Origin of the sequence: Lentimicrobium sp. L6, from assembly GCF_013166655.1 — a bacterium.
Taxonomy (GTDB): Bacteria; Bacteroidota; Bacteroidia; order Bacteroidales; family UBA12170; genus UBA12170.
In genome coordinates, this window is sequence record NZ_JABKCA010000049.1 from 18,054 (window position 1) to 43,967 (window position 25,914).

Genomic DNA, 25,914 nt, shown 5'->3' on the forward strand with positions numbered 1-25,914 from the left:
TAATATAAAAAAGCTGCTTATGAATTAGCAAACTAAAACATAAGCAGCAATGATTTGATCACCTTTTTACTGAGGTGTTAAATTATAAGTTTGAGCAGCTAAATCTACTTCAATAAGGTAGGTTCCATCAGCAGGAACAGGAATATTCACTGGGTCGGGATCTGCTTCAGTTGGTCTGAAAGCTAAACTTCCACCATAACCAGAAGCTCCGTCTACAGTTCCCCATTGTGGCGCCCATTGACCAAGTACTTCAACAAATTTGATGCTATTGGCAGTTAAATCAGCTGTAAGCGAGAATTTACCAGCTCCATCATTTGTCATTTCGGTAGCAGCAGTATTGTCCCAACCAGCAGGTGAACCATCGCCTAATAAATATAGAGTTGAAGATGCAGCATAAACCTCATATGTAAGATTTGCAGTATCCACAACAATTCTATATAATCCAGCATCTGTTGGACATGGCATAGCCACAGGATCTGCTACATCTTCTGTTGGACGGTAAACTAAGTTTCCATTCTCACCAGTTCCGGCATCATCAGTTCCCCATTGAGGAGCCCATTGACCAAGAACAGAGATGAATTTGAAGAATAACCCTTCACCTCCTAGATTTGCTATAATGCCAAATTTACCATCAGCAATATGACTGGCTGGAAGAGCGTCTGTATTTGACCATCCGGGGTCTGTACCATCACCTAACATATAGATAGACTTAATTTTAATTTCAGAAGAATAAGGAGTAATACTAAGAGTAATGGTTTCAGAAACAGCAGATTCGCTAGTGTTGTTTGAAGTGATATTAGACTTCACACGGAAGTTTAAATTAGCAGCTTCATCAGCAGGGAAATTATTGGTGAGAAGCAAAGTATTCATTTGTGCAACTGTATAGTTGATTTCCAATTCTTGGGTGTTTTCTAAGAATATAGGAGATTCAAAATTATTTGATGCTTCATCCATTTCCACAGTATAAACAGTATTTGCTAAATTATTGAGGTTGTATCCAGTAGCTTTCCATTGAAAGGCATCAAACATTTCAGAAGCATTAGCTTCCAATAGTACATGAGCAGTTCCGCTGCTGGGGCTTGTAAATACTGGAGCGGCTATTTGCTCTGTATTTAAGATAGGTTCTTTTTCTTCCTTTTCACAAGAATACATCAGGAGTAAACTGAACAATCCAAGGTATAATATTGTTATTTTTTTCATTGTCTTCGTTTTTAAAAAATTAGTATCCACTGTTTTGTGTAAGATTAGGGTTAGCACCTATATCTGTTGATGGAATAGGAAATAGATTATATTTTTCATCAACAGCAGTACCTGTAGCTACATTTCCTTTCCAATCCCAAAGATAATTACCACTAGTGAATTTACCGAAGCGAATGAGGTCGGTTCTTCTGTGACCTTCCCAATACAATTCTCTAGCCCTTTCATCTAATAAGAAATCAAGAGTTAAATCTGCAGCTGTAATGTTTTGAGAATCCTCACCAAAAGCTCTGGAGCGAACTCTGTTTACATATTCTACGGCTTTTCCTAGGTCACCATTACCACCTCTAATAACAGCTTCAGCATACATCAAGTAGAAATCAGCCAATCTGAAGACAGCATAGTCATTATCTGGATAGGTTAAATCAGAACCAATACTTCCATCTCTATTGATATTTCTAAACTTGGTGATGGCATAACCTTCAGTAAATTCAAAGATATTGTCAATCATTAATGTTTGACCATCAGCATGAAAAGCTGCACGAGAATCGTAAGAAGGAGCAGAGAATAATTCAACTAAATAAGTATAATCTGGAGCTCCAAGTTTGAGGCTGATTTTATAGGTTCCAGGAGCTGCAATAGCTATATTGTCTCCTCCCTCAGTTAGGATGCCGTCAGCACCAGTATCACCATAGTTTAGGTCCCAAGCATCATTAGCACGGAATTTAATTTCACCTTCTGCAAGGTCTGTAGTTAGTTCCCACATAGAAGTTTCGCTATTATAAACCATATCTTGGTCGGTATCCCATCCACCAGCAGTAGCAGAACCAATAAGTCCCCAATACGTATTTAATAAGGTATATGTTTTAGCAATTGTATCTACATTGATTTTATAGTATCCTGCATCGGAAGCAACAATATTTGCACCGCTTCTGTCTAAAGTTCCATCAGCATCATCATCACCCCAATCGTATGACCAGTCAGGATTAGTTGTAAATTTAAATTCTGTGCCTGCATCAGGGAAATTTAAGTATCCTTCATAAGTTCCATCATCAAGTACTGAAGCCAATACAGTTTCAGTATTACTTGGGTCCCAACCTTGGTGTGAACCGGGTACATATAATAATGGATAGTCGTTTAACTGTGGAGTAGGTGATAGCTTTAATGTCTCCTCGGTAATCTCTGGGTAGAATTTCTTAACGAAAGCACTTGTTGTACGAGTTCCTCCCCATCCACCATCGATACCAAAAGCAGCAGGATCCATAGTTCCACCAACTGCAGCATGAATGATAAAGGTCATACCTCCCCATGTACGAGTACTTATTCCATCAAATGTAACTGGGAAAATAACCTCAGAGCTTAAATGATTGTCAGCATTGAAATTATTGAAATAATTGTCTTCTAGTGAATAACCACCATCAATAATTTTACTACAATACTCAATAGCTTCAGTATTCATTTCAGAGTTGATATAAACATTTGCATTTAAATACAATTTGGCTAAAAGCGCCCAAGCAGCAGCTTTGTCAGCTCTTCCATATTCATTTGTTTTAGGATCGGGTAATTGACTTTCAATTGACTTTAATTCACCTTCAACATAAGCAAATAAAGCAGTTCTATCTATTTGTGTAGGTTGGAATGCTCCAACAGCATCGTTCTCAGTTACAAAAGGAGTGCTTCCATACATATCAAGCGCATGATAATAACTTAAGGCTCTTAAGTAACGAGCTTCTTGTCTATAGGCAATAATATTGGTTTTGTCATCTCCTGTGATATTTCTTTCAGATAATTTATCATCAGTAGATTCTCTAATGAACTCATTACATAAAGAAATTTGATAGAAAATACGATTATACATGGCAGTAACAAATTCATTTGAAGCTGTCCAATCCATGTCATGATAATCTCTTAAGTTACCATCGTTCCAAGCAATAACAGCTTCATCTGTTGTTAACTCTTGAGCTTTCCAATATTGTCTTAAATAGGTTGAAAACCCTTCGTCGATACCTGCTATATCGGGTTGTCCGGCAGGACCTTCTTGTCCACTAACAGAAAGGCCAGCATATAGTTTGGCCAGTACATTATAGTAATTAGCAGGGTTTTCATATACAGAGGCGGATGTGATCACAGTCTCATCCAAAGGGGTGGTGTCTAAATCTTTCATGCATGAAGAAAGACCAAGAGCCAATACTAATAATATGATATAATATTTTTTCATGATTTTATTTTCTTTGGATTAGATATTTAATTTTAAGCCTAGTACGAAGTTTCTAGAGCGTGGATAAACATTATTATCAACGCCACCAAATACTTCAGGATCAAGACCAGAATATTTTGTAAGAACAAATGCATTTTGCACTGTGAAAGATACATTAAGGTCTGATTTTTCACTAAAAAGTTTGCTAAATGTATATCCCAATCTAATATAATCCATTCTAAAGAAAGAAGCATCTTCTAGATAGTAATCTGAGAAATATTCATAATTACTAAAGTTAGTTTCAAGAGCGTCTTGTGTTACATTTATTAAATACTGAGTGTTGTTATACATTTGACCAACAGCTCCAGTAGAAGAACGAACATTATTATAGACATAATTTCCAATGTTACCATGACCTGCAAAGCTCAATTCTAATTGTTTGTAAGTAAATCTAGAGTTGATACCAAATGAATAATCTGCTGTAGGTTTATGAACTCTATATTTATCATCATCAGTAATAGTACCATCACCATTTCTGTCTACATAAAGGCCTTGTATGGGTTTACCTGCTTCATCATAAACTTGTTCATAAACATAGAATGAATTCATTGGGTAACCAACAGTATGAATTTGAATATTATTTCCTACACCACCACTGATTCCTCCGGTTGGAACGCCAATATAATCTGGATCATCATTTAGTGTTAATTTGGTGATTTTGTTTTCATTATAATTCATGTTTACACCTAATTCCCAATAAGTGTTTTGAGTAGAAATAATTCGTCCCGTTAAAGTAACTTCATAACCTTTGTTTTCCATAGAACCAATATTGGTTAAGATATAGTTAGACAAGTTTGATCCAGCAGGTACAGGAATGAAATTAATCATATCATCTGTGGTTTTCTCATAATATTCTAAGGAACCAAATATTCTATCTCTAGCAAAACCAAAATCTAAACCAACATTAAGCGTTGTTGTTTCTTCCCATTTAATATCTGGGTCATAACCACTAGGACGTAAGGTATATACAAATTGATTTCCGAATTGATACATAGCTGTCATTTCACTCCACATATATAACGGAAGGTAAGGATAATTAGATGTTCCAATATCTTGTTGACCTGTGACACCCCAACCTCCTCGTAATTTCAATTGAGATATGGCATTCACATCTTTCAGGAATGATTCTTCATTAATTTTCCAAGCTAAAGCAACGGAAGGAAATATACCAGCTCTAGTATCCTTAGAGAATCTGGAAGAATTATCATTTCTAACTGTAGCAGTTAAAAGATATTTCTCGTTAAGAGTATAGTTTAATCTACCAAAGAAAGATATTAAATAACTTTCAGTTGGTCTAATTGGACCATCTACAATATCAGTTTGAGAGATATTACTGTTATATCTATAGTCGTTACGATAAAAATGCTGCCAAGAATAACCAGCTGTCACATCAAATTTTGATTTAATGGACTCAATAGTTTTAGTATAATTTAAGTAAAAATCTAAAGTATTGTTTCTTTTGGCTTGAGAATAGTGATTCATGGTACCACCAATGAGGTTACCATCTCCATCAATGTCCCAAGAACTTCTTGCATTCATCGGAACATCTATTCTGCCTCTTGAACCACTAACATCGAAAGCCATATTCAGGTTGGCACGAAGTTCGGGTAAGAAATGGAATTTATAATCAGCCATAAAGTTTCCTAAATATCGGCTGACTTCTGAACGATCTTCTCTTTGTTCTAGCATTCCAACTGGGTTAGCAGGAGCAATAGTTATTGGATTCCCATTATCTTGCAACCATTCCCAATACCCACCATAGGCGTTTCCTTCGTCTCGAACAGGTTGAGTAGGGTCAAATGTTACAGCATTACCTATAGCACCATTATCGGCAAATCGGGTTTCTGTAAACATAGTTTTTATATTGAAATTTAGTTTTAAGTAATCATCAAAGAGTGTAGGGCTTAATGAAACGGCTGCAGTAGTTCTTTTGTAATTAGAAGTATTTACAATACCATTTTGGTCCATATATCCTAGAGATACATAATAAGGTATGTTTTCTGTACTTCCCTTTACGCTAACGGTGTGGTCTTGGCTAAAAGAATTACTCATGATTTCTTTTTGCCAATCGGTATTTGCAGTTCCTAATAAGGCCGCTTGAGTGGATTCCTCTCCAAAATAGCTTTTGATTTGGCTTCTGAATTGATTTGCATCAAGAGACTCTATATAGGCAGGAATAGTATTTACCGTAGCTTTTCCATTATAAGTCAATACAAAAGGAGCTCCCTTTGTACCTCTTTTGGTAGTCACCTGAATAACACCATTTGAAGCTCTAGAACCATAAATAGCAGTAGCACTCGCATCTTTTAGTACCGTCATAGATGCAATATCATCAGGGTTAATAGTACTTAAGGGATTACCTAATCCAGAAATTCCATCATTATCCACTGGAATACCATCGATGACCACAAGTGGATCATTGTTTGCACTCATACTAGCACTTCCTCTAATTCTTATAGTGCTACCACCACCAGGTGCACCATCAGTAGTAACTTGAACACCAGCAATTTTACCTGTAAGTAGTTCTTGCGGAGAAGTGATAACACCTTGGTTAAAGTCTTTTTCACCAATAGTGGCCACAGCTCCTGTTGCATCCCCTTTTTTTACTTCACCATAACCAATAACTACAATTTCATTTAAAATCTCTGATTTGTAGTTCATGCTGACATTAATTCGAGTACCAGATACTAGAATCTCTTGTTCCTCATAACCAATGTAAGTGAAAATTAATGTAGCACCTTCATTAACGGAAATAGAATACCTTCCGTCGATATCGGTAATGGTACCATTCATAGTACCTTTTTCAAGAACAGTTACACCAATTAAGGTAATACCGTCTGATTCATCAATTATTGTCCCGTCCACAGTCGTTTTCTGACCATAAACCATAACTGAAAATCCAAATGCTAAAATTAAAAGGCATAAGGACCGTAGTTTTTGATAAATTTGTAACATATTTGATTTGTTTGATGTGTTATTAAAATAACATAGTTTTGATTAAAAATTCAAAGCACTAATTTAAGAAAAATTAACATGAATAACAGGAAATCAATATTATAATAAAATATAGCTAACGCAATCGTTTTCACAAACGTTTGCAGTTGAAAAAAAATGTGTAATTTTATACCATAAAACTAAGAATAATCACATGAGTAGACACCCAATCACCATAAAAGATATAGCTAGAATTCTTAATGTCTCCGTTTCCACGGTGAGTAGAGCTTTAAAAGATCATCCGGATATTAGTAAAGCTACTAAAAAATCGGTGCAAGATATGGCTCGTGAACTCAATTATCGGCCTAATGAAATTGCATTGAGTTTAAAGAATAGAAGAAGTAAAATTATTGGGATTATGGTACCTCAGTTGGTACATCATTTTTTCTCTTCTGTGATTGAGGGTGTTGAGAATGTAGCCTATGATCAAGGCTATCAAGTTATGATTTATCATAGTGATGAATTATTAGAAAGAGAATTGCAATTGATTCAGTCTTTTATGTCCTATAGATTGGATGGTTTAGTGGTTTCTATGAGTAAGGAAACCAAAGATTTTGCTCACTTTAATAAACTCTCACAACTGGGCGTCCCCATTGTGTATTTTGATAGAGTTCCTGAAGGCGATTATAATAAAGTTTTATTTGATGATTATCAAGGTGCTTTTGATGCCGTTCAACATATGATAGATTGTGGATGTAAGAAGATTATTCATTTTGCAGCCTCCTCAAGTATGGATATTGGAAAAAAGAGAAAGCAAGGGTATATTGATGCATTGAAAAAGAATGGATTAGAGGTGAATGATGCCTTTATTGTAGAATGTGATACCTATGAATGTGCTTTGAAATCTGCAGAGGATATACTCTATTTGTTTCCTGATTTGGATGGGATTTTTGCGGTTAACGATTTAACAGCAATTGGAACGATGAAGCAATTGGTGAAAAAAGGCAAGAGAATTCCTGAAGATATTAAAGTAATGGGCTTTACTAATGAAACGAGTTCCGCTATTTATTCGCCAAGTTTGAGTACAGTGGATCAACAAGGTGTGCAAATGGGAGAGGAGGCTGCTAAACTCTTATTAGACAATATGGATGGGATAAAGCGTGCCATAACCAAAACCATCTCGGCTAGTTTAGTTTTACGAGAATCAACAGGAGTAAAATAGTTGAGTAATTACCAGTCGTTTGGTAAATCTTTTTGAGAATTAAAATTTCTAAAACATGTTTGTAAAGCATCTTCATGAGAAAGTTTGATGATATTATGTGATCTGCTTCTGATAAAACTAATAAGTTTTACCTTCTTGCTTTTGATATGCTCTTGCATGCTTTCCAGAATGCTTTTATGATAAAAACCAATGAGTGGATGTATTTTTCCGTCAGCTGTTTCAAATAATAGGATTTCCTCACCATTATAAGTATCAATGAGCTTTTGAATTAATTCTTCGGAAATAAATGGGCTGTCACAGGGCAGTATTAAATTTAATGCTAGATTTGATTCCATTAATGAAGAATATAATCCGCCCATAGGCCCTAGTTCTGGATAAATATCATGGATAACTGGATATCCAAAACGAAGATAATCTTTTTGATTGGCAGATATTAAAATTTTCGTGGAAAATATTTGCGCCATTTCTAGGGCATATTCTATCATTTGTTTCTTCCTGAAAACAAAAAGTCCCTTATCAGTACCAAACCGACTGCTTTTTCCCCCTGATAAAATAATAGATCCGAATTTCATATATGCAAAAGTACTATAATATTCAGTATGGATTGTGAATCGAAGTACCACGAAAAATATCTTTAAATTGCCATACAATTTATATCTTTGAAAAAAATTGCAAGCATGCTACTTAAAGAGAGAATACTGAGTTTGTCTGAAGAACTTTTTGAAACCATTAATGGACACAGAAATTGGCTTCACCAACATCCTGAAACTGCTTTTGAGGAGTTTAAAACAGCTAATTATATCTGTGCATTTTTAAAGGAGCAAGGCATTAAATATGAATATGGTATTGCTAAAACGGGGATAGTTGGAATCATAGAAGGCAAGAATCCTCAGAAGAAGGTCATTGCACTTAGAGCTGACATGGATGCTTTGGAAATTAAGGAGGAAAACGAAATTCCTTATAAGTCATTAAATGCGGGAATGATGCATGCCTGTGGTCATGATGCTCATATGGCATCATTAATGGGAACATTGAGTATTTTAAATCAAATAAGAGATCAATTTGAAGGCACTGTTAAATTTATTTTTCAGCCTTCGGAGGAGAAAAATCCCGGTGGTGCTAGTGTTATGATTAAAGAAGGAATTCTTGAAAATCCAGCACCAGAAAGTATCTTCGGACAACATGTTTATCCAGATTTAGAAGTTGGAAAAGTGGGTTTCAGACCAGGGAAGTATATGGCAAGTACCGATGAGATATATTTAGATGTACGAGCTAAAGGAGGACACGGAGGAATGCCACATCAAATTATTGATACTGTATTGATTGCATCGCATATCATTGTGGCATTACAACAGATAAGCAGTAGACGAGCCAACCCGACTATGCCCACAGTTTTATCCTTTGGTAAGTTTATAGCAAACGGACAGACTAATGTAATTCCAAGTCATGTTCGTATAGAAGGAACCATGCGTACTTTTAATGAGGCATGGAGGCAAGAGATGCATCAAGAAATCAAGCAAATTGCCTCAGGAATAGCAAAAAGTATGGGTGGAGGTTGCGAGGTTGAAATAAGTCATGGTTATCCATTTGTAGATAATAATGAGGAACTAACATTAAGAGCAAAACAGAATGCTATTGAGCTTTTGGGTGAAGACTTAGTTGTGGATTTAGATATGCGAATGACTGGTGAAGATTTTGGTTTTTATTCACAAGAAATACCAGGGTGTTTTTACCGTTTTGGAACAAAAAATGAAAAGCTAGGTATTCAATCTAAACTTCACACACCAACATTTGATATTGACTCAGATGCACTAAAAACGGGTATGGCCCTTATGGCATGGTTGGCTATTAAAGAATTACAAAATGTTGCGAATCAAATTTAAAAGCTCTACTTTTACATCTGCTTATTTAAAATCAAATTTATTGCCAATCATTTACTTGAATTAAATGCTTAAGTCTGTCATGTTGTTGGTTGCTAGTGCTGTATGATGGGTTTGAAATGGGTTGACGAATATAAAACTGTTTGGTAGAAGAAAAAATATTCTATTGGCACTTTATGCGTTTGATTACTAGAGAATAAAAATTAACGTCATGTTGGAGGATAAAAAGAAAGTTTTAATTGTAGATGATTCAATAACCAATTTGCAAGTTATTGGCAAGATGCTTGAAAGAGAACAATTTCAAGTTATTTTTGTTGAGAGTGGTTATGAAGCCCTAAATCTTTTAAAAGAGAATTACATGCCGGATATTCTTCTTCTTGATATTATGATGCCGGGTATGAGTGGTTTTGATTTTAAGGAACAAATTAATAAACATGAAATCTGGAAAACAATTCCAGTTATTGTCATTAGCGCCCTGTATGAGCAAAATGATAAATCAACAGCATTTGAATTGGGCTGTGTGGATTTCATGGTTAAGCCGATTCACAAGCTTGAGGTTTTGCACCGGATAAATGTGCAGTTAAACGCTAAAGAACAACAAAGGCAATTAAATACCATAAACTCAGAACTTCAAGAGGCCAATAAATCTAGAGATAAAATTTTTTCTATTATATCTCATGACTTGAGAACTTCTATAGGGAACATAAAAAATGTTTTTAGGTTTATTTTGGATGGTCTAATTGATCCTAAAGAGGATTTTGAGCTTTTATCCGATGCTGAAATCACAGCACGTAATACTTATAATCTTTTAGAGAATTTATTGTTTTGGGCGAAATCTCAACAAGGCCAAATCATTTATCGTCCGGAGTTGATTAATTTATCACGACTAATTTCCGGAATTGTGGAAATGGAAAGAGGTTCTATAGTAAGTAAAGAAATAGAACTAGTTGAAGCAGTTCCTGCAGATTTCTTTGTTTGGTCAGATAAAGTACTACTTTCCATTGTTGTTAGAAACCTTTTGGCTAATGCCGTTAAATTTACGGATGAAAAAGGTAAAATTATCATCCAAGCACTGCCAGACGTAGATAAAATTAAACTTTCCATTATTGATAATGGAGTTGGAATGAATGAAGAACAATTGAATAAAATAAAAGGTAAAGAAACCTTCACTTCGATGGGTACTCATAATGAAAAGGGCACTGGATTAGGATTGATTCTGGTTAAAGATTATGTGGAGACATGTAATGGAGAATTTGAGGTGAAGTCAGTTCTTAATGAAGGCAGTGAGTTTATTGTTTTTTTACCTATAGAAGAAGATTGATGAAATTATTGTATTCAAAAGCAAAGATTGTATCACTAATTATTCTATTTTGTTTTTTATTTATAGGAAATTTAAAATCACATGGTTTCGTTTTTGCCTCCTATGAAAATATATTATTGAATAAGGGTTACAAAAATGCGAATGGGTTAAAGGCAGCTAAGAATTTAGAAGATAATTGGTATTGTAATGAGGACAGGTTAGTACTTATTGATAGTTTGCTTAATCAGTATAAGAATGATGCTCAGATGACAGAGTATTTAATGATTCAGAAAAGCACTCATTTTAGGTTTTTTTCCAAGCATGATGAGTCTTTGAAAATTTTAGATCAGGCTCTTCAAAATAAAATAGTATTTAATAAAGGCTTATTACTACAGTTAAAAGCTGTCAGTTACATTCAAGATAATCAACTTGCCCAAGCATATGATTTACTTCTTTTAGAACAAGAAGTAGAAGAAAATAATACAGATACTATTCGTCTTATATATAATAGAGTTTCTCTAATGAATACTCTAAGGAACTATCGTGATTTATTTTTTTCGAGCAAATATTATTTTGAAGCATTATTACTAGCTGAAAGCTATGGGAATAATGTAGCTTTAGCTTCCGTGCTTAGAAGATTTGGACACCTTAATACTATCGAAAACCCTGATTTTGCAGGAGAACTATTTGCTAAATCTTGGGATATCATGAGAAATGAGAAAAGTGTTCAGAGAATCCGTGGAGCAATATCATATTTAAAATTTTTAGTTACTCATAATAATTATGAAAAATTTAATATTGTTTTCAAGGAAATAGAAAAAGAACTAGATGAATCTTGTTTTTATAATTTAGCAGGAACAATATTTACACTCAATGCATTTAAGTATTCAAAATTACAACAATATGATTCTTCACGAATTTATAATAGTTTGGCTTTAGAATCTCGACTAAAGGGAGGAGTGGCTCAACTAATTGGAGCTTCGTATTTAAATCTTTTTCAGAATGCTTTGAAAATTAATGAATTAGATGAGGCTTATGAGTGTCTATCTTTGTCAAAGAGTTATTTATTGCAGAATAAAGCATTGAGTAATAAACGATATTATTTACAATATAAACTTGATTATTATACTATTGTTAATAATACTGATTCTATTATTGATACTCAAAATCAGTTGATTGGATTAAATGAAAAGTTTTATAAAGAGCAAAATGCATCTTATGTGGCACGGATAAACTTAGAACATAATCTAAAAGTTAAACTTGAAAGGGAAACCTTTGAAATAGAAATAAAGAGCAGAAAGAGTAAGATTACCTATTTGATAGTTATTTCCTTTTTACTCGTGATTATTATTATTGGTTTAAGTTATTTATTCGTCAATAAATCTAGAAGGTTTAATATTCTTAAGATTCGCTCAAAAATAAGCTTCGCCAGTATTGATGAATACAAAAAAGAAATAAAGCAATTAAAAAATGTATTTGAAAATGCTGTAACTGGATTTTTTATACTTGATAGGGATTTTAAAACTCGCTATGTAAATAAGAGAGCGGAAAGTATTTTTCAATCGCATGAGAAACAGATGGCGTCAAAGCCATTTTCTGATATGTTTTTAGATATATATCATAAAGAAATTGAAAAGGGTTTGGAGAAAGTAACTATGACTTTGCAAAATTGCGAGTTGCAGGTGAAACATAGAATTAATGAAAGTGATTTAGTATTAAATCTCTCTTTCTCCCCAATGATCATTAATAATGAACTAGAATCTATTTTGGTAATTGCTCTTGATATATCCAGTAGGGTTAAAGCACTTGAATTAGAAAAGAAGCAGCGAATGATTCTACAAACTTTGTTTAATTCAGTTACCGAGTCTATTATATTATTGGATGGCGAAGGAAATATTGAATCCATAAATGAAACTGCAGCAAAACGCCTTGGTAAAACGGTTGAGGAATTAATAGGAGATAATTATTTTAATCAGTTGCCAGAAATAGTTAAAGCAGGTAGAATTCAGAAAGTGAGAAAATCTATTCAAGATAAAAAGGCAGTTATTTATGATGAAAATATCGATTCATATAATTCATTAGTTTCTATTTATCCCAGTTTCGATGCTGATGGTGATGTCAATTATATTGCGGAATTTCTACAAGATATTACAGAACGGAGGATGGCAGTTGAGCAGATAAATTCTTTAAGGCAAAAAGTATTGAGATCACAAATGAACCCTCATTTTGTCTTTAATTCATTGAATGCAATACAAAGCTATGTTTTGAAAAATGATGCTAAAAAAGCTGTAAAATATCTAAATAGTTTTGCAAAATTAATTCGGATGATTTTAGATAGTTCTCGATTTGACTATATCAATCTTGATAAAGAAATACACATTTTGGAATATTACCTAGACTTACAACAACTCAGGTTTGGCGATAAATTTGATTGGTCTTTAAATGTAGATCCTAAAATTGATACTGATGGTACTTTAATTCCTGCTATGTTAGCACAGCCATTTATTGAGAATGCTATTGAGCATGGCTTGCAGCACTTAGAAGGTTCTGGTACTGTGAAAATCAGTTTTGTTAGAGATAAAGAAACTATTGTTTTCAAAGTGGTTGATAATGGAATTGGCAGAGAAGAAAGTAAGAAGTTAGATAAGGGAGAATCTCGTAGTGCTGAAAGTCTTTCTACAAAGCTATTTAAAGAACGTCTTTATACACTCAATAAATATACCGAACGAAAAATTACTTACGATATCATTGACCTAAAAGATGAACAGTCAAAGTCAAAAGGTACAATGGTGGTCATTAACTTGCCTATCATCTATAATTCTAATATAGATTAGTCTGTTATTATACTACTCTTCTATAAACTTGAACACTTCTATTTGGAGAATAGATATTCATTTTTGGCATGCCATTCTCATGTTTTGATAAGAATGGTAGATTTCCTTGGATTCTATCGAAGCCACCAAAATAACCAGCATCGGAATTGAAAACTAATTCATAAGAACCAATCTGAGGAGTCTGAATTGAATAATTAAAAGGACTGTTGATAGGGTGGAGGTTGAAAACAAAAACTAAGTTTTTGCGTTCAAATGCAATGATATTATTGGTCTCGTCCAGCCAAAGTTCTTGTGGAGCTCCGGATTTTAATATATCATTTTCTTTAGTAAAAGATATCATCGCCTTATCAAACTCTGAAAGATATTGGTATTTAAGACTGTCATTCTCTAGTAAAGACCATTGACGTCTAGCATACTGAAAGCTCCAATTATTTCCTTCTCTAGGAAAATCGATCCATTCAGGATGACCAAATTCATTACCCATAAAGTTGAGATAGGAATCACCACCTAATGAGATGGTCATCATTCGCATAACATTATGAAGATTGATACCTCTATCTACAATAATATTGGCGTCATCTTTTTTCATGTGGAAATACATCTCCTGATCCATCAGTCTGAAGGCAATGGTTTTGTCACCTACCAATGCTTGGTCATGAGATTCAGCATAGGCAATGGTTTTAATATGATAGTTTCTATCCACCATCGTGTGATAGAGCTGTTGCATATTCCATTCTTCATCGCTTTGTTCTTTGAGGAGCTTGATCCAATTGTCAGGAATTCCCATGGCCAAACGGTAGTTGAAGCCAAGGCCTCCATCCTCAATGGGGTGGCATAAACCTGGCAAGCCACTCACATCTTCTGCAATGGTAATGGCATTTGGATTAATGCTGTGACAAAGGTCGTTGGCCAATTGCAAATAGGTAACTGCATCAAATTCTACTCCTTGACTAAAATACCCATCTCTATTTCCAAAATCAACTCCTAGACCATGATGATGATATAGCATACTGGTTACGCCATCGAACCTAAAACCATCAAATTGGAATTCTTTCATCCAGTATTGAACATTGGAAAGTAAGAATTGTAAAACCTCTGTTTTCCCATAATTGAAAAGCTTAGAATCCCAAGCATCATGATATCCTCTAGGTCCTTCGTGGAAATATTGGTCTGGACTACCATCAAATTCATTCAAGCCTTCGAAAACATTTTTCACAGTATGACTATGCACAATATCCATAATCACACGAACTCCCATTCCATGGGCAGTATCTATAAGTGATTTGAGTTCTTCGGGAGTTCCAAAACGAGAGGAGGGAGCAAAGAAATTACTCACATGATAACCAAATGAGCCATAATAAGGATGCTCAGCAATGGCCATAATTTGAATGGTATTATAACCGCATTCTTTAATATATGGAAGTAGGTTTTCTTCGAACTCAGCATAGGTTCCAACATCAGCTTTTTCCTGTGCCATCCCCACATGAGTCTCATAGATAAACAAACTGTCATCAGCATTGAAATCAGCTTTGTTCTTCCATTTATAGTTTTCTTCCATCCATAACTGTCCAGTAAAATCTTTAGTCTCCTCATTTTGCAATAAGCGATTCATATAGGCAGGAATTCTAGCTGTGACCCCATTTTCCGTTTGAACTGCTACTTTTATTTTACTACCATGAATGAGTTTTTGATTTTCACTTCTCTTGATTTTAATTTCCCAAATTCCATTCTTTTTTAGGCTTAGTGGGTGTGTGAAATATTCCCAATCGTTAAAATCGCCCATTAAATACAAGCCTCTTGCTGCAGGCGCCCATTCTCTATAAATGATATAGTCTTTATCTTCAGAAAAATGAAAGCCCATATATTGATAAGCAGAAGCAAAGTTTTTTAAACTTCCGAACTCATTTTCTATGTTCTTTTTTCTATCAACATATCTTTGATAACGTTCGTAAATATCTTTAGATACAGGCTCTAGCCATGGATCTTCATTAACAATAGGCATTATTTTATATTCACTCATTGACCAGGGATTTTAGAGCACTAATTTAAGAAATTAAAATTCAAAAACTTGATAATAATAGGGTTTTAAATTCACAGATATTCCATCATTTACCATGGTATAATAAGGGAGTTTAATATTTTCTTTTGAAAAGACATTTTTGAAAACTTGATCTTTTAGTTTTGTGGTGTCTTTTTGTGCAAATTCAAGGGCGTGTCCAGGAATAATTACTTTTTGCTCCAATGTTTTATCAGAGAAATTAAGGATAAAAAGCAAACATTTTTTTTCAAAAGATCGGAAATAAGCAAAAACATGATTATGATAAAAATGATGGTTATATCTATTGGCCCATGTTAAATCATAAAATTCTCCATTTGCTATAATCGGATTGTTGATGCTCAGTTTCAATATCTTCTGATATTCCTTTTGAAGTAGTTTTTGACTAGAATTTAAGCCAGAACCAGAATAGGCTGACTTTCCTCTCCACTTTTGAATAGTCTCTACATTCCAATAATCGAAAATCGTTGTTCTGCTATCATCACCACTAAATCCTGTTGAGCCTTGGGCTGCTTCTCCAAATTCTTGTCCGAAATATGTCATGATTGGGCCATTATGCATAGTTGCACTAAGTAACATGGCGGGAATGGCTTTTTCTGCTTGTCCAGCAAAATAAGAGGAAGGAATTCTTTGCTCATCATGATTTTCAAGAAAACGGAGCATATATTCGTCCAAACCTTGTAAACTTTTCCAACTGTCGCTTAAGGTGCTTGCTGGTTTTTCTCCTCTAAGCACTGCTTTTAATTGGTCATATAATCCTACTTTATCGTATAGATAATCGAATTTTCCTTCTTTAATATAAGCTTCATATAGTTGAGGCTGATAGACTTCGCCAATAAATAGAATCTCTGGGTTTATCTTTTTAACCTGAGGTATAGCCCAAGCCCAAAAAGCTACAGGAACCATTTCTACCATATCGCAGCGGAATCCATGGATGTTTTTAGCTGTCCAGAATTTGAGTATTTCGAGCATTCGCTCCCAAGTGTTTGGAATGGGAGAGAAGTGCTGCTGGTAGTGGTTTTGAACATCAACCCCATAATTGAGTTTGATGGTTTCGTACCAATCTGTTATTTGAGGATGGGCATGAAAGCAATCATTGCCACTAAATTTGGCTGGGTTCTCAATGTATTTTTGCTGTTCACAGAAATCAAGTTTCAAATCTTCACCAGGTAGGTAATAAAAATTGTTTTGAGGATTAAAGCTTTGGTTTTTGTTATCAGTTTCACCTAAGTCTTGGATTCCCTTTGGCTTGTTCAAACTATTATAATCTCGACTTACATGATTGGGAATAAAATCGATGATGGTTTTCATTCCAGCAGCATTTGTTCTTTCAATAAGCTCCTCAAATTCTTTCATTCTTTGTGAAACATCCACTGCCAAATCGGGATTTACATCATAATAATCGGTGATGGCATAGGGAGAACCGGCTTTCCCTTTTACTATGCATTGGTCTTGCGACTTAAGCTTAGGATAATTTGTAGTGGTGGCATGGCGAATAATTCCAGTATACCAAATATAATTGATTCCTAGGTTTCTCGTCTTTTCTAAAGCCTGAGGAGTGAAATCATTAAACTTTCCGCATCCATTTTCATGGATATTGCCATTTGGGATTGGTTTTTTGTTTTGGTTTCCGAAGAGTCTGGGTAAGACTTGGTATATTGAGATTTTTTCTGTCATAGTTTCTGTAGTATAAAAGAACAAGGCGAATTTAGTAAAAATCGCCTTGTTGGTATTATGAGTATTAGCTTTGTGAATTCTTTAAGCTTTCACCACCTGATATTCCATATTCACCAATAAGTGAGCTTTGGGCTTTATAGACTGAACTACTTTGTGCTCTTGCTCTAAAACTCTTGCACGATATTCGTTTTGAGGTTCTTTGCCTCTCACTTTTTGCGCTTTTTTGGTTTCGTGATAAGTAAGCTCTATGAAAACACCTAAATCTACGCCGTTAGTTTCAACAGCATAAAGTCCATCAATAATCAACATATCCACTTCTGAATAATCTGTAGTGAGTTGGTCTACTTGCTCTGTCACTAGATCTACACATGGGCCTGTTGATTTGCTTCCAGTTTTGAACTCTTCTACATTTCTGTAGATGGTATCCCAATCATATTCGCCCAATCCTACAGCCGTTTCAATTCCATTCTCAGTTCTCCATTGTGTTCTTTCTAATGGGAGAATGCGATAATAATTATCAATATGTAATGGTTTAGCCGTAATCTTATGGCTTTTAAGTTCTTTCGCCACAGCGTGTGCCAATTCACTTTTTCCGGAACCACTTTCACCTGAAATGGCAATGATAAATTTATTTTTCTTTTGCTCTAAAATGACTTTAACAATATCATGAGCAGCATTTATATGCTTTTCTGTGATTAATAATACGTCGCCTAACATAAGTCTAAGTTTAAAGTTTAAAGTTTAAAGTTTAAAGTTGGTGCACTCACACAACTCATCCCTCCGTTGTTAAACTAGGTTGATTATTTCTTTAATATTTTCTTTTAAAGATACTTCTTTTCCTGATATGATCACTGTTGTATTTTGATTTGTTGTGATGCAAATTTCAGATTTAGAAATATTTATATTGAATTTGACTCCTCTGAATACCATATTGAATTTAATGGTTTTCCAATGTTTTGGTAATTGAGGGGTGATTTCGAGTATTTCTTTGTGGAGGTTGATTCCTGCATAATTGGTTAAAGCTACCATTACTGTTGAAGCCATTACTCCAGTATGAATGCCTTCTCCAGTAGTTCCGCCTTGAATATCTACATAATCACTACCCAAAGCATCTTCGTATAATTCCCAGCTGAGCTTTTCATTATCGATGATATTGGCCAATTGAGCATGAACCACACGGCTTAAGGAAGAACCATGAGAAGTACGAGCCAAATAGTAATCCAAGTTTTTCTCCAAATAGTTATCTGGAAGTTTATATCCTAAATTCTCGAAAATCTCGTCTACCTCTTTTTTCTCCAAATTAAAGAAGGTCATTAAAGTATCGGCTTGCTTTGCTACTTTATAATCGTCGGCAGATTTTCCTTCAGCTTTGAGGAGTCTGTCCATGCGGTAAATGTTGGTGTATTTTTCGCGATAAGCTTTCCAATCTAATTCCTTTAAATCAAAATAACCATCGTATTGCGAAATAATACCCTTCTCGGAAATCACGATGTTTAAGTTGGCAGCAATATCGTCCCAATGCAACATTTCCTGATAGGTAAGCTGTATTTTTAATAATACATTCTCCTCTGCAGAGCAGTCCATTTTGCTGGTGATTTCTTTTACTTTTCCAAGCATCCAGGCCACCATAATATTGGTGTAGGCATTGTCTCTTAAACCACCTTCTTTAGCATCAGGATACATTTCATGGAATTCATCAGGGCCCATAACTTTGTCGATACTGTATTTCCCAGTTTCTTCATTTTTTGAAGACTTACTAGCCCAGAAACGACATATTTCGAGGAACATTTCAGCTCCATATTCTTCCATGAATTTTACATCATTGGTGGCTACGAAATATTCATATACATTATATGCAATCGCTAAACTGACATGTCTTTGTAGGCAGCTATTGTCTTCGCCCCATTTGCCAGAAAGAGGGTTTAAATGAACAGTTTGTGTTTGCTCACTTCCATCTGATCCACTTTGCCAAGCAAACATCGCTCCTTGATAACCATTCTCTTTGGCATATTCGCGAGATTTGTTTAATCGGCGATATCGATACATCAATAATGACTTAGAGATTTCTGGGTAATGGATATTATAGAAAGGAAGAATAAATAATTCATCCCAGAAAATATGTCCACGATAAGCTTCCCCATGAAGTCCACGAGCAGTTACACTGGCATCTAATTCAGTATTGAATTCAGAAGCAGAAAGCATCATGTGATAGGAGTGGAGACGTAAAAGTTTTTGACTCATTCTATCTCCTTCTACTTGTATATCTATATCTTTCCAAATCTCAGCCCATTTTGCTTTGCTTTCTTCAAAAAGGGTGTCAAATGACTCTAAATCATTTAATTGATCCAGTGCTAAAGTCTCTGGTTTTTTAACTACATGAGAGCTATAAATACTGAGGAGCTTTTCAATACTGAAGCTTTGTTTTTCTTTTAAATCTGCCTCATAATAGGCATAAGCACCATCGTACTCTACTTTTGACTTGAAAGTGTGGTTTTTTGTAGCATCAGAAGTTTGAGCGAAGTGTTTAATAGCTTGGCTTACTGAAATGTTCGATTGACGAGTTTTTACGTTTACGAGTAGCTTCTCATCGGTTGCATTGGCAGATATAAACTCCAAATGGTTCTGATTTAGAGTGTTATATCTGTTGACTCCTCTGTTTTCAATCTGTCCATCAATTCCAATTCTGAAAGTGATTTTTCCGTCGAAGTTTAACGGCGTGAACACATATTGTTGTGCTCCAGCATGCTGACGAACCATGCTCGCCATTCTTTTCGATTCAATTTGGAATCGCTTGCCATCAGCAGCTTTTATGATTAAATTTTTTGAAAATAAGCCTGTCTTGAGGCATAAATGTTTCTTATAAACTTCGAATTCAGCAGTTTTGTAGTCCCACCATTCGCCATCATTGATTTTAAATTCTATCAATGTCCAGTTTGGGGTATTTACAAAATCTTCGTTGGGAATCATGCGGTCACCAATGGGCGACTCTAATGTATTATATAAACTAGCAATATAAGTTCCTGGGTAATGTTTCTCGTCGGCTCGTACTTCTTCCATAGCTCCTCGGTTACCAAAATAACCATTTCCAACTGCTAATAATGACTCACGACTTTTTTCTTTGGCCTCCTCATATTCATGATAAGTGATAGACCAATTGTCTTTATCTAAACCATCCTCAAACCATTTATTAATGCCTTCGAGTTTGATTTCTTCAATATCTTCGACTACAACATCGGCTCCATTTCTATAAAGCTCCTCAATATTATGCTCACGAGCTAATCCTAATACAAAACCAAAGTTTCCAGCTTTTCCTGCAGCTACTCCAGAGGAGGCGTCCTCTACAACCACAGCTCTATCATAGCTAACACCTAAATTATCGGCTGCAGTGGTGAAAATATCTGGTGCTGGTTTTCCATTTAAACCTAAACGAGCAGCATCTGTTCCATCAACTATGGTTTCCACGATATCAAAGACACCAGCGGCTTTTAATACGGAACGGCAGTTTTTACTTGAAGAAGCCACACCCAAACGAAGATTATGCTCTTTCATCTGGTGCATCAGTTCTATAGTGCTATCGAAAGGACTAACGCCATCACGATCCAATACCTCGTTGAAGGCTTTGTTTTTTCTGTTTCCAAGGCCACAAACAGTGACTAGTTCGATACTGTCTTCTACATCGCCAAATTCGAGCTCTATATTACGACTAGCGAGAAAATCCCTAACCCCATTATAGCGTGGTTTTCCATCTACAAATGGGAGATAGTCTTTTACATAATCAAACTCCTGAAAAGGCTCACCAGTTTCTTGAGCTCTATCCATTAGGTATTCATCAAACATTTTTTTCCATGCTGCGGCATGAACTTCTGCTGTTTTAGTGATAACCCCATCTAGGTCGAAGATGATGGCATCGAAGTTGAATTTTGAATTTGACATTTTTATTTAGGTTTTTTATTATCTATTTTATGTATTTGCCACGAAGTCACAAAGTCACAAAGAGTATTTTGATTTAGTCAATGTTTTAACTTTGTTTCTTAATATTATATGTTTTTTACTATTGTTATTTTTTACTACGCAAAGTCATGTAGTCAAAACTTCCTTTAAGTTCTAGTTTTAGTGCCTTTGTGGTATTATTTTAGCGCAATCCAATAATAAGAATAAGCAGGAATCATTACTTTGTTTTTCAAGGTTCTGATATTTTGCCCTAGTATATCTTGGAATGGAAAACGACCATCGTAGTCATAACTAATATCAGTTCCAGATAGGTTAATTAGAACTAATATTTCTTCATTTTCGAATTTTCGTTTGAAGCTTAATAGACCCAATTCATTATTTTCTAGCCACTCAATTTCTCCTCTACCGAAGGCTTTGTATTTATTTCTGGCATTTACCATGGCGCTTAAGCCAGCAAAAATCTGTGATTCAAAGGAGTCGCGCTTGTCCAGCTGAGCTTCTACCTCTTCCCAGTTCACTTTTCCACGAACTAAAAACCTGGTATCATCTTTACCGGTCATCTGAATCATTTCTTTATAGAACTCCTCATCGTTTCCTTTTCCAAATTCGTCACCGTAATATAGTACAGGTGTTCCAGGTAAAGAAAGCATTAAGCTATATGCTAATTTTATTTTCTGTACATCTTTTTTGAAAAGTTCTGACATGCGAGAAGAAATACCTTCTCCAACTCTAAAATCCCATTCTGGTTGGTGGCAATAGTTTTTATGAATATAGGCTCTATCAGCTTCATCCACATAGACCAATTCGAGACTTAACTCATCGTGGCAACGAAGGAAGGTAAACCATTGGCTATTGGCTGGAATTTCTGGTGTGACTTCTGGGCTCAGGGTTTTTAATACAGGTTCTGCACTTTCCATGCTTAATGCTTTAAACATTTGAGGCATCAATGGGAAGTGGTAAGCCGCATTACATTCATTACCAGTTTTAATATAATCCACTACATCTTGTGGTTTTTGGCAAGCTTCGGCTAATAATAAAGTACCTGGACTTAGATATTCACTTACGGCTCTGAAAAATCGGAGGATGGTATGGGTTTTAGGTAAGTTTTCACAATCAGTACCTTCTTCTTTCCAAAGGTAAGGAATGGCATCGGCTCTAAAACCATCAACGCCTTGCTGCATCCAGAAAGCAATATTTCGGCTCATGTCTAATAAGACAGCTGGATTGCGGTAATTCCAATCGGGTTGGAATTCGAAAAAGCGATGGAAGAAATACTCTTCTCCATCTTTTTCCCAATTGCTAGGGCACATGCCTTTAAAAAGAAGACGAGCCTCTTTATATTTTTCAGTGTCTTTATTCCAAATGAAATAATCGCGATAGGGATTGTCTTTTCCTTTACGAGCTTCTTGAAACCATGGGTGTTCCATGCTGCAATGATTCATGGCAATATCGAATATTACCTTGATACCTTTACTATGTGCATGTTCTAAAAATTCACGAAATTTCACTTGTTGATCTTCTGAAGAAGCCGTGTCGGGCATATTAAAAAGCTCTGGACGAATTCTACGATAGTCTTTAATATCGAAACCCGCATCTTTCATGGGTGAATCGAGGATGGGGAGTAACCATAGACAAGTCACACCCAAAGAGGCAATATGATCGAGTTTATCTATTAAACCATTAAAATCTTTATTAAACAAATCCACGTAAAGGCTATAAACCACAGCATCTTTATACCAATCTGGATTCTCATTAGTAGGGATTTCTTTCTTTAAATCAGTAAGTTCCGAAATGAAACTCTCTAATTTGCTTAAAGGCTCATTTGGATATAGTTCCTTGAAACTGTTCTTTAAGATTTCAAAATTTTGTGCTTTATTCATGATAAAAACCTTGATGATTTGTTCAATTTGTTTAATTCCTTTTATGCAAATCTAGTAACAAAAGGAGTGGTTTATACTAAGATACAAAAAGTATGGGACTTTCAATCGTTTGCGTTAAAAAGTTTTGCATTGGTAACGTTTGCGGTTTGTGGGATTGGGGAAAATGCTTAAAATTGAAATTATCAGTAAATTCACGTATAAATTAGGTGTAATATTTTTGATATATTTACATGCTGCATATAAAACAATAAATATGAAAAAGAATTACTATTTAACTTTTGCTATCATCCTTATATCATCATTTAATGCATTGAGCCAAGAATTTCCTACCCGAGGAGAAGTCTATGATTATGAAATTGGGGATGTTTTTCATATGGTAAATACTGAAAAGGCAGGGGAATATGGTGAGTGGTATTATACAGATAGTATTGTTAGAATTAAAAAAGTAATTGATAAAGTTTATTCTATCAATAATGATACTGTAATATTTGAATTTTTTGTTAAAGAAGCTAAGATATTTGAGTATCAGCCCAATATATATAGTGAGTATGAGCTGACATTATATTATACAAATTTGGATGAAATTGTGTCAGGAGATTCTATAATAGAGGATCCTGAAGTCTTTAATGGTAGAAAAATGGTGCTTTTTGATACGATTTATATTGAGGGCGCAGAAGAGGATCGCTATGAGAGAAGTTGGGTAATAGGTTGTGGCCAAACAAAAAATAATAGCGATTACTTTTCTTGGGCTAACATTATGAGACAATTATATACAAGGGAACTAGTCTACTTTAAAAAAGGAGAGGAAGAATGGGGTGAAGAGCTAGTTATGGTTGGGGTAGAGGAGGATATTTTTGAAAACAATTTTACAGTATTTCCAAACCCAGTTCAAGATAGGCTATATATTTCAACCCATATTGCCAGCCAGAATCAATTTTCGATTCAATTTTATAATTCCACAGGTCAATTGATGAATACTCTTAGTGTCTCATCGAATGATGTATACGTAGATATGAGTAATTATTCCAATGGGTTGTATTATGTTAAACTCCTTAATGAAAGCGGAAGTATCCTTGCAAAACAGAAAGTTTTGAAAATTTAAAATAGTCTAGTCTGATTTATCTCAGAATAGAAATCATAAAAATGCACTCAAGGTCTGAGCTTTATTTTCAGTTTCTTGATACTCATCTTCTGCAATACTATCTTTTGTAATTCCTCCACCTAAATATAAATGGAAAGCCTCATCATCGATTTGCATACAGCGTAGATTGACGAATAAATGGAATTTCTGAGGAGCGTAAATACCAATAAATCCAGTATAATATATTCGATCGTGCTTTTCAATTTGCAATAGGAAATCTTTAGCTTTTTGAGTTGGTGTGCCACAAACGGCAGGAGTGGGGTGGAGTTGGAGGAGTAGCTGGGTGGCGATGGTCGCTGCAGCCATAGCGGAGAAATCACTTCGTATATGTGCAACTGGGCCAGCAATAGCACTATAAGGTTCTGATTGTGTGAAATTGAGCATATGACTTTTGAATAGACTTCTGATATAATTCTGAACCCAAATTTGCTCGTCCTGCTCTTTTACTGGCCAGACCAAATCCTCTGCATTTTCTTTGTCTATCACCTTAGTTCCTGCCAAAGCCATAGTCTCAAATTTAGACTCCTCAAATTTTGCTAAGGTTTCTGGGCTTGCGCCACACCAGATTTGCCCATTAGGCAATTGAGTGAGGTAGACAAAAGCATTGGGGTATTTATCACATAATTGAGTAAATACCTGCTTAATGGATTTGTCATTTCTTTTGAAAGCTTGTACTCTACTCAATACTACTTTTTTCAGTTCTCCTTTTTCTATTTCTTCAATAATTTGATGAACTTGCTTTTGGTGTTCTTTAGCTGAAGCATGATGTGTCTCGAAAGGCTTCGATTTAAAATCTAAGGCTAAATCAATCCATTCTTCAGAATTTATTCTTTTTGTATGCTTAGAATTAAATGCAAATATGGGGCAAGCTGATTCTTCATCAAAGGGAGTCATTATAAAATGACTTTCTTTTAAATCACAGATTTTCTCGATGATACGTGCTTTACTTGAATTATAATATAGTTCAGTTTGCTGGGGGAGTCTATAAACTACAAATGAAGGACTCTTTGTCATTTTTATTTTTCTTTAGACTCTAAAATGAAATTGGTTAAACGAGCTATAGATACCAAACGCTCCTGCTCATCGAAGATTTTAATATCCCAAATATGGGTGTTTTTTCCAAGGTGAATAGGTCTAGCTTCTCCTATCACATAGCCACTTCGCACCGCTCTTAAATGGCTGGCATTTATTCCGGCTCCACGAGAAGTTTTATTGGAATTAGGACCAATAATAATATGAGAACCCACACTACCAATAGTTTCAGCCAAAGCTAAACTAGCACCGCCATGTAATATTTTAAAAGGCTGGAAAGTTCTTTCATCCACAGGCATTTTAGCACGGATTAGGTCTTTTTCCACTGTAATCATTTCAATATTCAAAGCTTCCATTAAGGTGCCTTTGCTCATGCTATTTACTTGATCTATTAAGCTCATATAAAGATTGGGGTTTCGTATAAACAAAATAAAGAAAAATTATTGATTCTAACACGAATTTCATTTGAGGTATTATAAAGCATTTTCGGCTAATGTTGGGTCACATAAAAAATTATGGGGAGCAATGGTTTTTAGCCTTTTCATAATTTAAA

16 protein-coding genes are annotated in these 25,914 nt (G+C 34.9%); 5 read left to right on the top strand and 11 right to left on the bottom strand.

What is annotated here, in order from left to right:
* Window positions 1–66: 66 nt before the first annotated feature.
* From HNS38_RS12925 to HNS38_RS12935, 3 genes are read right to left on the bottom strand one after another with little or no spacing between them, the layout of a single operon-like run.
* Window positions 67–1,200: a SusE domain-containing protein gene (locus tag HNS38_RS12925; RefSeq protein ID WP_172346581.1), complete on the bottom strand. Its 1,134-nt coding sequence runs from the start codon at window positions 1,198–1,200 to the stop codon at window positions 67–69.
* Window positions 1,201–1,219: 19 nt separating this feature from the next.
* On the bottom strand, window positions 1,220–3,415 hold the full coding sequence (locus tag HNS38_RS20230) for a RagB/SusD family nutrient uptake outer membrane protein (protein WP_216663718.1): 2,196 nt from the start codon (window positions 3,413–3,415) through the stop codon (window positions 1,220–1,222).
* A gap of 18 nt (window positions 3,416–3,433) precedes the next feature.
* The gene (locus HNS38_RS12935; RefSeq protein ID WP_172282014.1) at window positions 3,434–6,409 is read right to left on the bottom strand and encodes a TonB-dependent receptor; all 2,976 of its coding nucleotides are present in this window, start codon (window positions 6,407–6,409) and stop codon (window positions 3,434–3,436) included.
* Between the two features lie 193 nt (window positions 6,410–6,602).
* Between HNS38_RS12935 and HNS38_RS12940 the strand changes: the two genes are divergently transcribed.
* Window positions 6,603–7,610 carry a LacI family DNA-binding transcriptional regulator gene (locus HNS38_RS12940; RefSeq protein WP_172282015.1) on the top strand — a complete coding sequence of 336 codons (1,008 nt, stop codon included), beginning with the start codon at window positions 6,603–6,605 and terminating at the stop codon, window positions 7,608–7,610.
* Window positions 7,611–7,618: 8 nt separating this feature from the next.
* Here the strand turns inward: HNS38_RS12940 and HNS38_RS12945 are convergent, their stop codons facing one another.
* Window positions 7,619–8,182 (bottom strand): molybdenum cofactor guanylyltransferase, encoded by a 564-nt coding sequence (locus tag HNS38_RS12945; RefSeq protein WP_172346582.1) that lies wholly within the window; start codon window positions 8,180–8,182, stop codon window positions 7,619–7,621.
* 105 nt (window positions 8,183–8,287) lie between these two features.
* Here HNS38_RS12945 and HNS38_RS12950 point away from each other — a divergent pair, with 105 nt between their 5' ends.
* The 3 genes from HNS38_RS12950 to HNS38_RS12960 all read left to right on the top strand — a co-directional run bounded on the left by HNS38_RS12950 (window position 8,288) and on the right by HNS38_RS12960 (window position 13,624).
* The gene (locus HNS38_RS12950) at window positions 8,288–9,493 is read left to right on the top strand and encodes a M20 family metallopeptidase (protein WP_172282017.1); all 1,206 of its coding nucleotides are present in this window, start codon (window positions 8,288–8,290) and stop codon (window positions 9,491–9,493) included.
* A 208-nt stretch (window positions 9,494–9,701) separates the two neighbouring features.
* On the top strand, window positions 9,702–10,811 hold the full coding sequence (locus HNS38_RS12955) for a hybrid sensor histidine kinase/response regulator (protein ID WP_172282018.1): 1,110 nt from the start codon (window positions 9,702–9,704) through the stop codon (window positions 10,809–10,811).
* A 116-nt stretch (window positions 10,812–10,927) separates the two neighbouring features.
* A complete protein-coding gene (locus tag HNS38_RS12960; protein WP_172346583.1) occupies window positions 10,928–13,624 on the top strand; it encodes a histidine kinase in 2,697 nt (898 codons plus the stop codon).
* Between the two features lie 7 nt (window positions 13,625–13,631).
* Here HNS38_RS12960 and HNS38_RS12965 read toward each other — a convergent pair whose 3' ends face one another.
* From HNS38_RS12965 to HNS38_RS12985, 5 genes are all read right to left on the bottom strand, one after another.
* Window positions 13,632–15,644, bottom strand: a complete 2,013-nt coding sequence (locus HNS38_RS12965; RefSeq protein ID WP_172346584.1) for an alpha-amylase family glycosyl hydrolase — start codon at window positions 15,642–15,644, stop codon at window positions 13,632–13,634.
* Window positions 15,645–15,677: 33 nt separating this feature from the next.
* Entirely contained in the window at window positions 15,678–17,357 is a 1,680-nt protein-coding gene (locus HNS38_RS12970; protein ID WP_172346585.1) for an alpha-amylase family protein, read from the bottom strand.
* An 81-nt stretch (window positions 17,358–17,438) separates the two neighbouring features.
* On the bottom strand, window positions 17,439–18,074 hold the full coding sequence (locus tag HNS38_RS12975) for a P-loop NTPase fold protein (protein WP_172282025.1): 636 nt from the start codon (window positions 18,072–18,074) through the stop codon (window positions 17,439–17,441).
* Window positions 18,075–18,143: 69 nt separating this feature from the next.
* Complete coding sequence (locus HNS38_RS12980; protein WP_172346586.1) at window positions 18,144–21,290, bottom strand: beta-phosphoglucomutase family hydrolase; 3,147 nt, start codon at window positions 21,288–21,290, stop codon at window positions 18,144–18,146.
* Between the two features lie 194 nt (window positions 21,291–21,484).
* Window positions 21,485–23,188 (bottom strand): alpha-amylase family glycosyl hydrolase, encoded by a 1,704-nt coding sequence (locus HNS38_RS12985; RefSeq protein WP_172282029.1) that lies wholly within the window; start codon window positions 23,186–23,188, stop codon window positions 21,485–21,487.
* A gap of 253 nt (window positions 23,189–23,441) precedes the next feature.
* Between HNS38_RS12985 and HNS38_RS12990 the strand changes: the two genes are divergently transcribed.
* Complete coding sequence (locus HNS38_RS12990; protein WP_172282031.1) at window positions 23,442–24,290, top strand: T9SS type A sorting domain-containing protein; 849 nt, start codon at window positions 23,442–23,444, stop codon at window positions 24,288–24,290.
* Between the two features lie 33 nt (window positions 24,291–24,323).
* Here the strand turns inward: HNS38_RS12990 and HNS38_RS12995 are convergent, their stop codons facing one another.
* Window positions 24,324–25,343, bottom strand: coding sequence for an isochorismate synthase (locus HNS38_RS12995; protein WP_172346587.1), 1,020 nt, complete (start codon window positions 25,341–25,343; stop codon window positions 24,324–24,326).
* A gap of 2 nt (window positions 25,344–25,345) precedes the next feature.
* On the bottom strand, window positions 25,346–25,762 hold the full coding sequence (locus tag HNS38_RS13000) for a hotdog fold thioesterase (RefSeq protein ID WP_172282035.1): 417 nt from the start codon (window positions 25,760–25,762) through the stop codon (window positions 25,346–25,348).
* Window positions 25,763–25,914 lie beyond the last annotated feature (152 nt).

Coding starts and splice junctions, on each gene's coding strand:
- HNS38_RS12970 (WP_172346585.1), bottom strand. CDS start 17,357: ATGACAGAAAAAATCTCAATATACCAAGTCTTACCCAGACTCTTCGGA.
- HNS38_RS12985 (WP_172282029.1), bottom strand. CDS start 23,188: ATGAATAAAGCACAAAATTTTGAAATCTTAAAGAACAGTTTCAAGGAA.
- HNS38_RS12965 (WP_172346584.1), bottom strand. CDS start 15,644: ATGAGTGAATATAAAATAATGCCTATTGTTAATGAAGATCCATGGCTA.
- HNS38_RS12990 (WP_172282031.1), top strand. CDS start 23,442: ATGAAAAAGAATTACTATTTAACTTTTGCTATCATCCTTATATCATCA.
- HNS38_RS12935 (WP_172282014.1), bottom strand. CDS start 6,409: ATGTTACAAATTTATCAAAAACTACGGTCCTTATGCCTTTTAATTTTA.
- HNS38_RS12950 (WP_172282017.1), top strand. CDS start 8,288: ATGCTACTTAAAGAGAGAATACTGAGTTTGTCTGAAGAACTTTTTGAA.
- HNS38_RS20230 (WP_216663718.1), bottom strand. CDS start 3,415: ATGAAAAAATATTATATCATATTATTAGTATTGGCTCTTGGTCTTTCT.
- HNS38_RS12995 (WP_172346587.1), bottom strand. CDS start 25,343: ATGACAAAGAGTCCTTCATTTGTAGTTTATAGACTCCCCCAGCAAACT.
- HNS38_RS12940 (WP_172282015.1), top strand. CDS start 6,603: ATGAGTAGACACCCAATCACCATAAAAGATATAGCTAGAATTCTTAAT.
- HNS38_RS12980 (WP_172346586.1), bottom strand. CDS start 21,290: ATGTCAAATTCAAAATTCAACTTCGATGCCATCATCTTCGACCTAGAT.
- HNS38_RS12945 (WP_172346582.1), bottom strand. CDS start 8,182: ATGAAATTCGGATCTATTATTTTATCAGGGGGAAAAAGCAGTCGGTTT.
- HNS38_RS12975 (WP_172282025.1), bottom strand. CDS start 18,074: ATGTTAGGCGACGTATTATTAATCACAGAAAAGCATATAAATGCTGCT.
- HNS38_RS13000 (WP_172282035.1), bottom strand. CDS start 25,762: ATGAGCTTAATAGATCAAGTAAATAGCATGAGCAAAGGCACCTTAATG.
- HNS38_RS12955 (WP_172282018.1), top strand. CDS start 9,702: ATGTTGGAGGATAAAAAGAAAGTTTTAATTGTAGATGATTCAATAACC.
- HNS38_RS12925 (WP_172346581.1), bottom strand. CDS start 1,200: ATGAAAAAAATAACAATATTATACCTTGGATTGTTCAGTTTACTCCTG.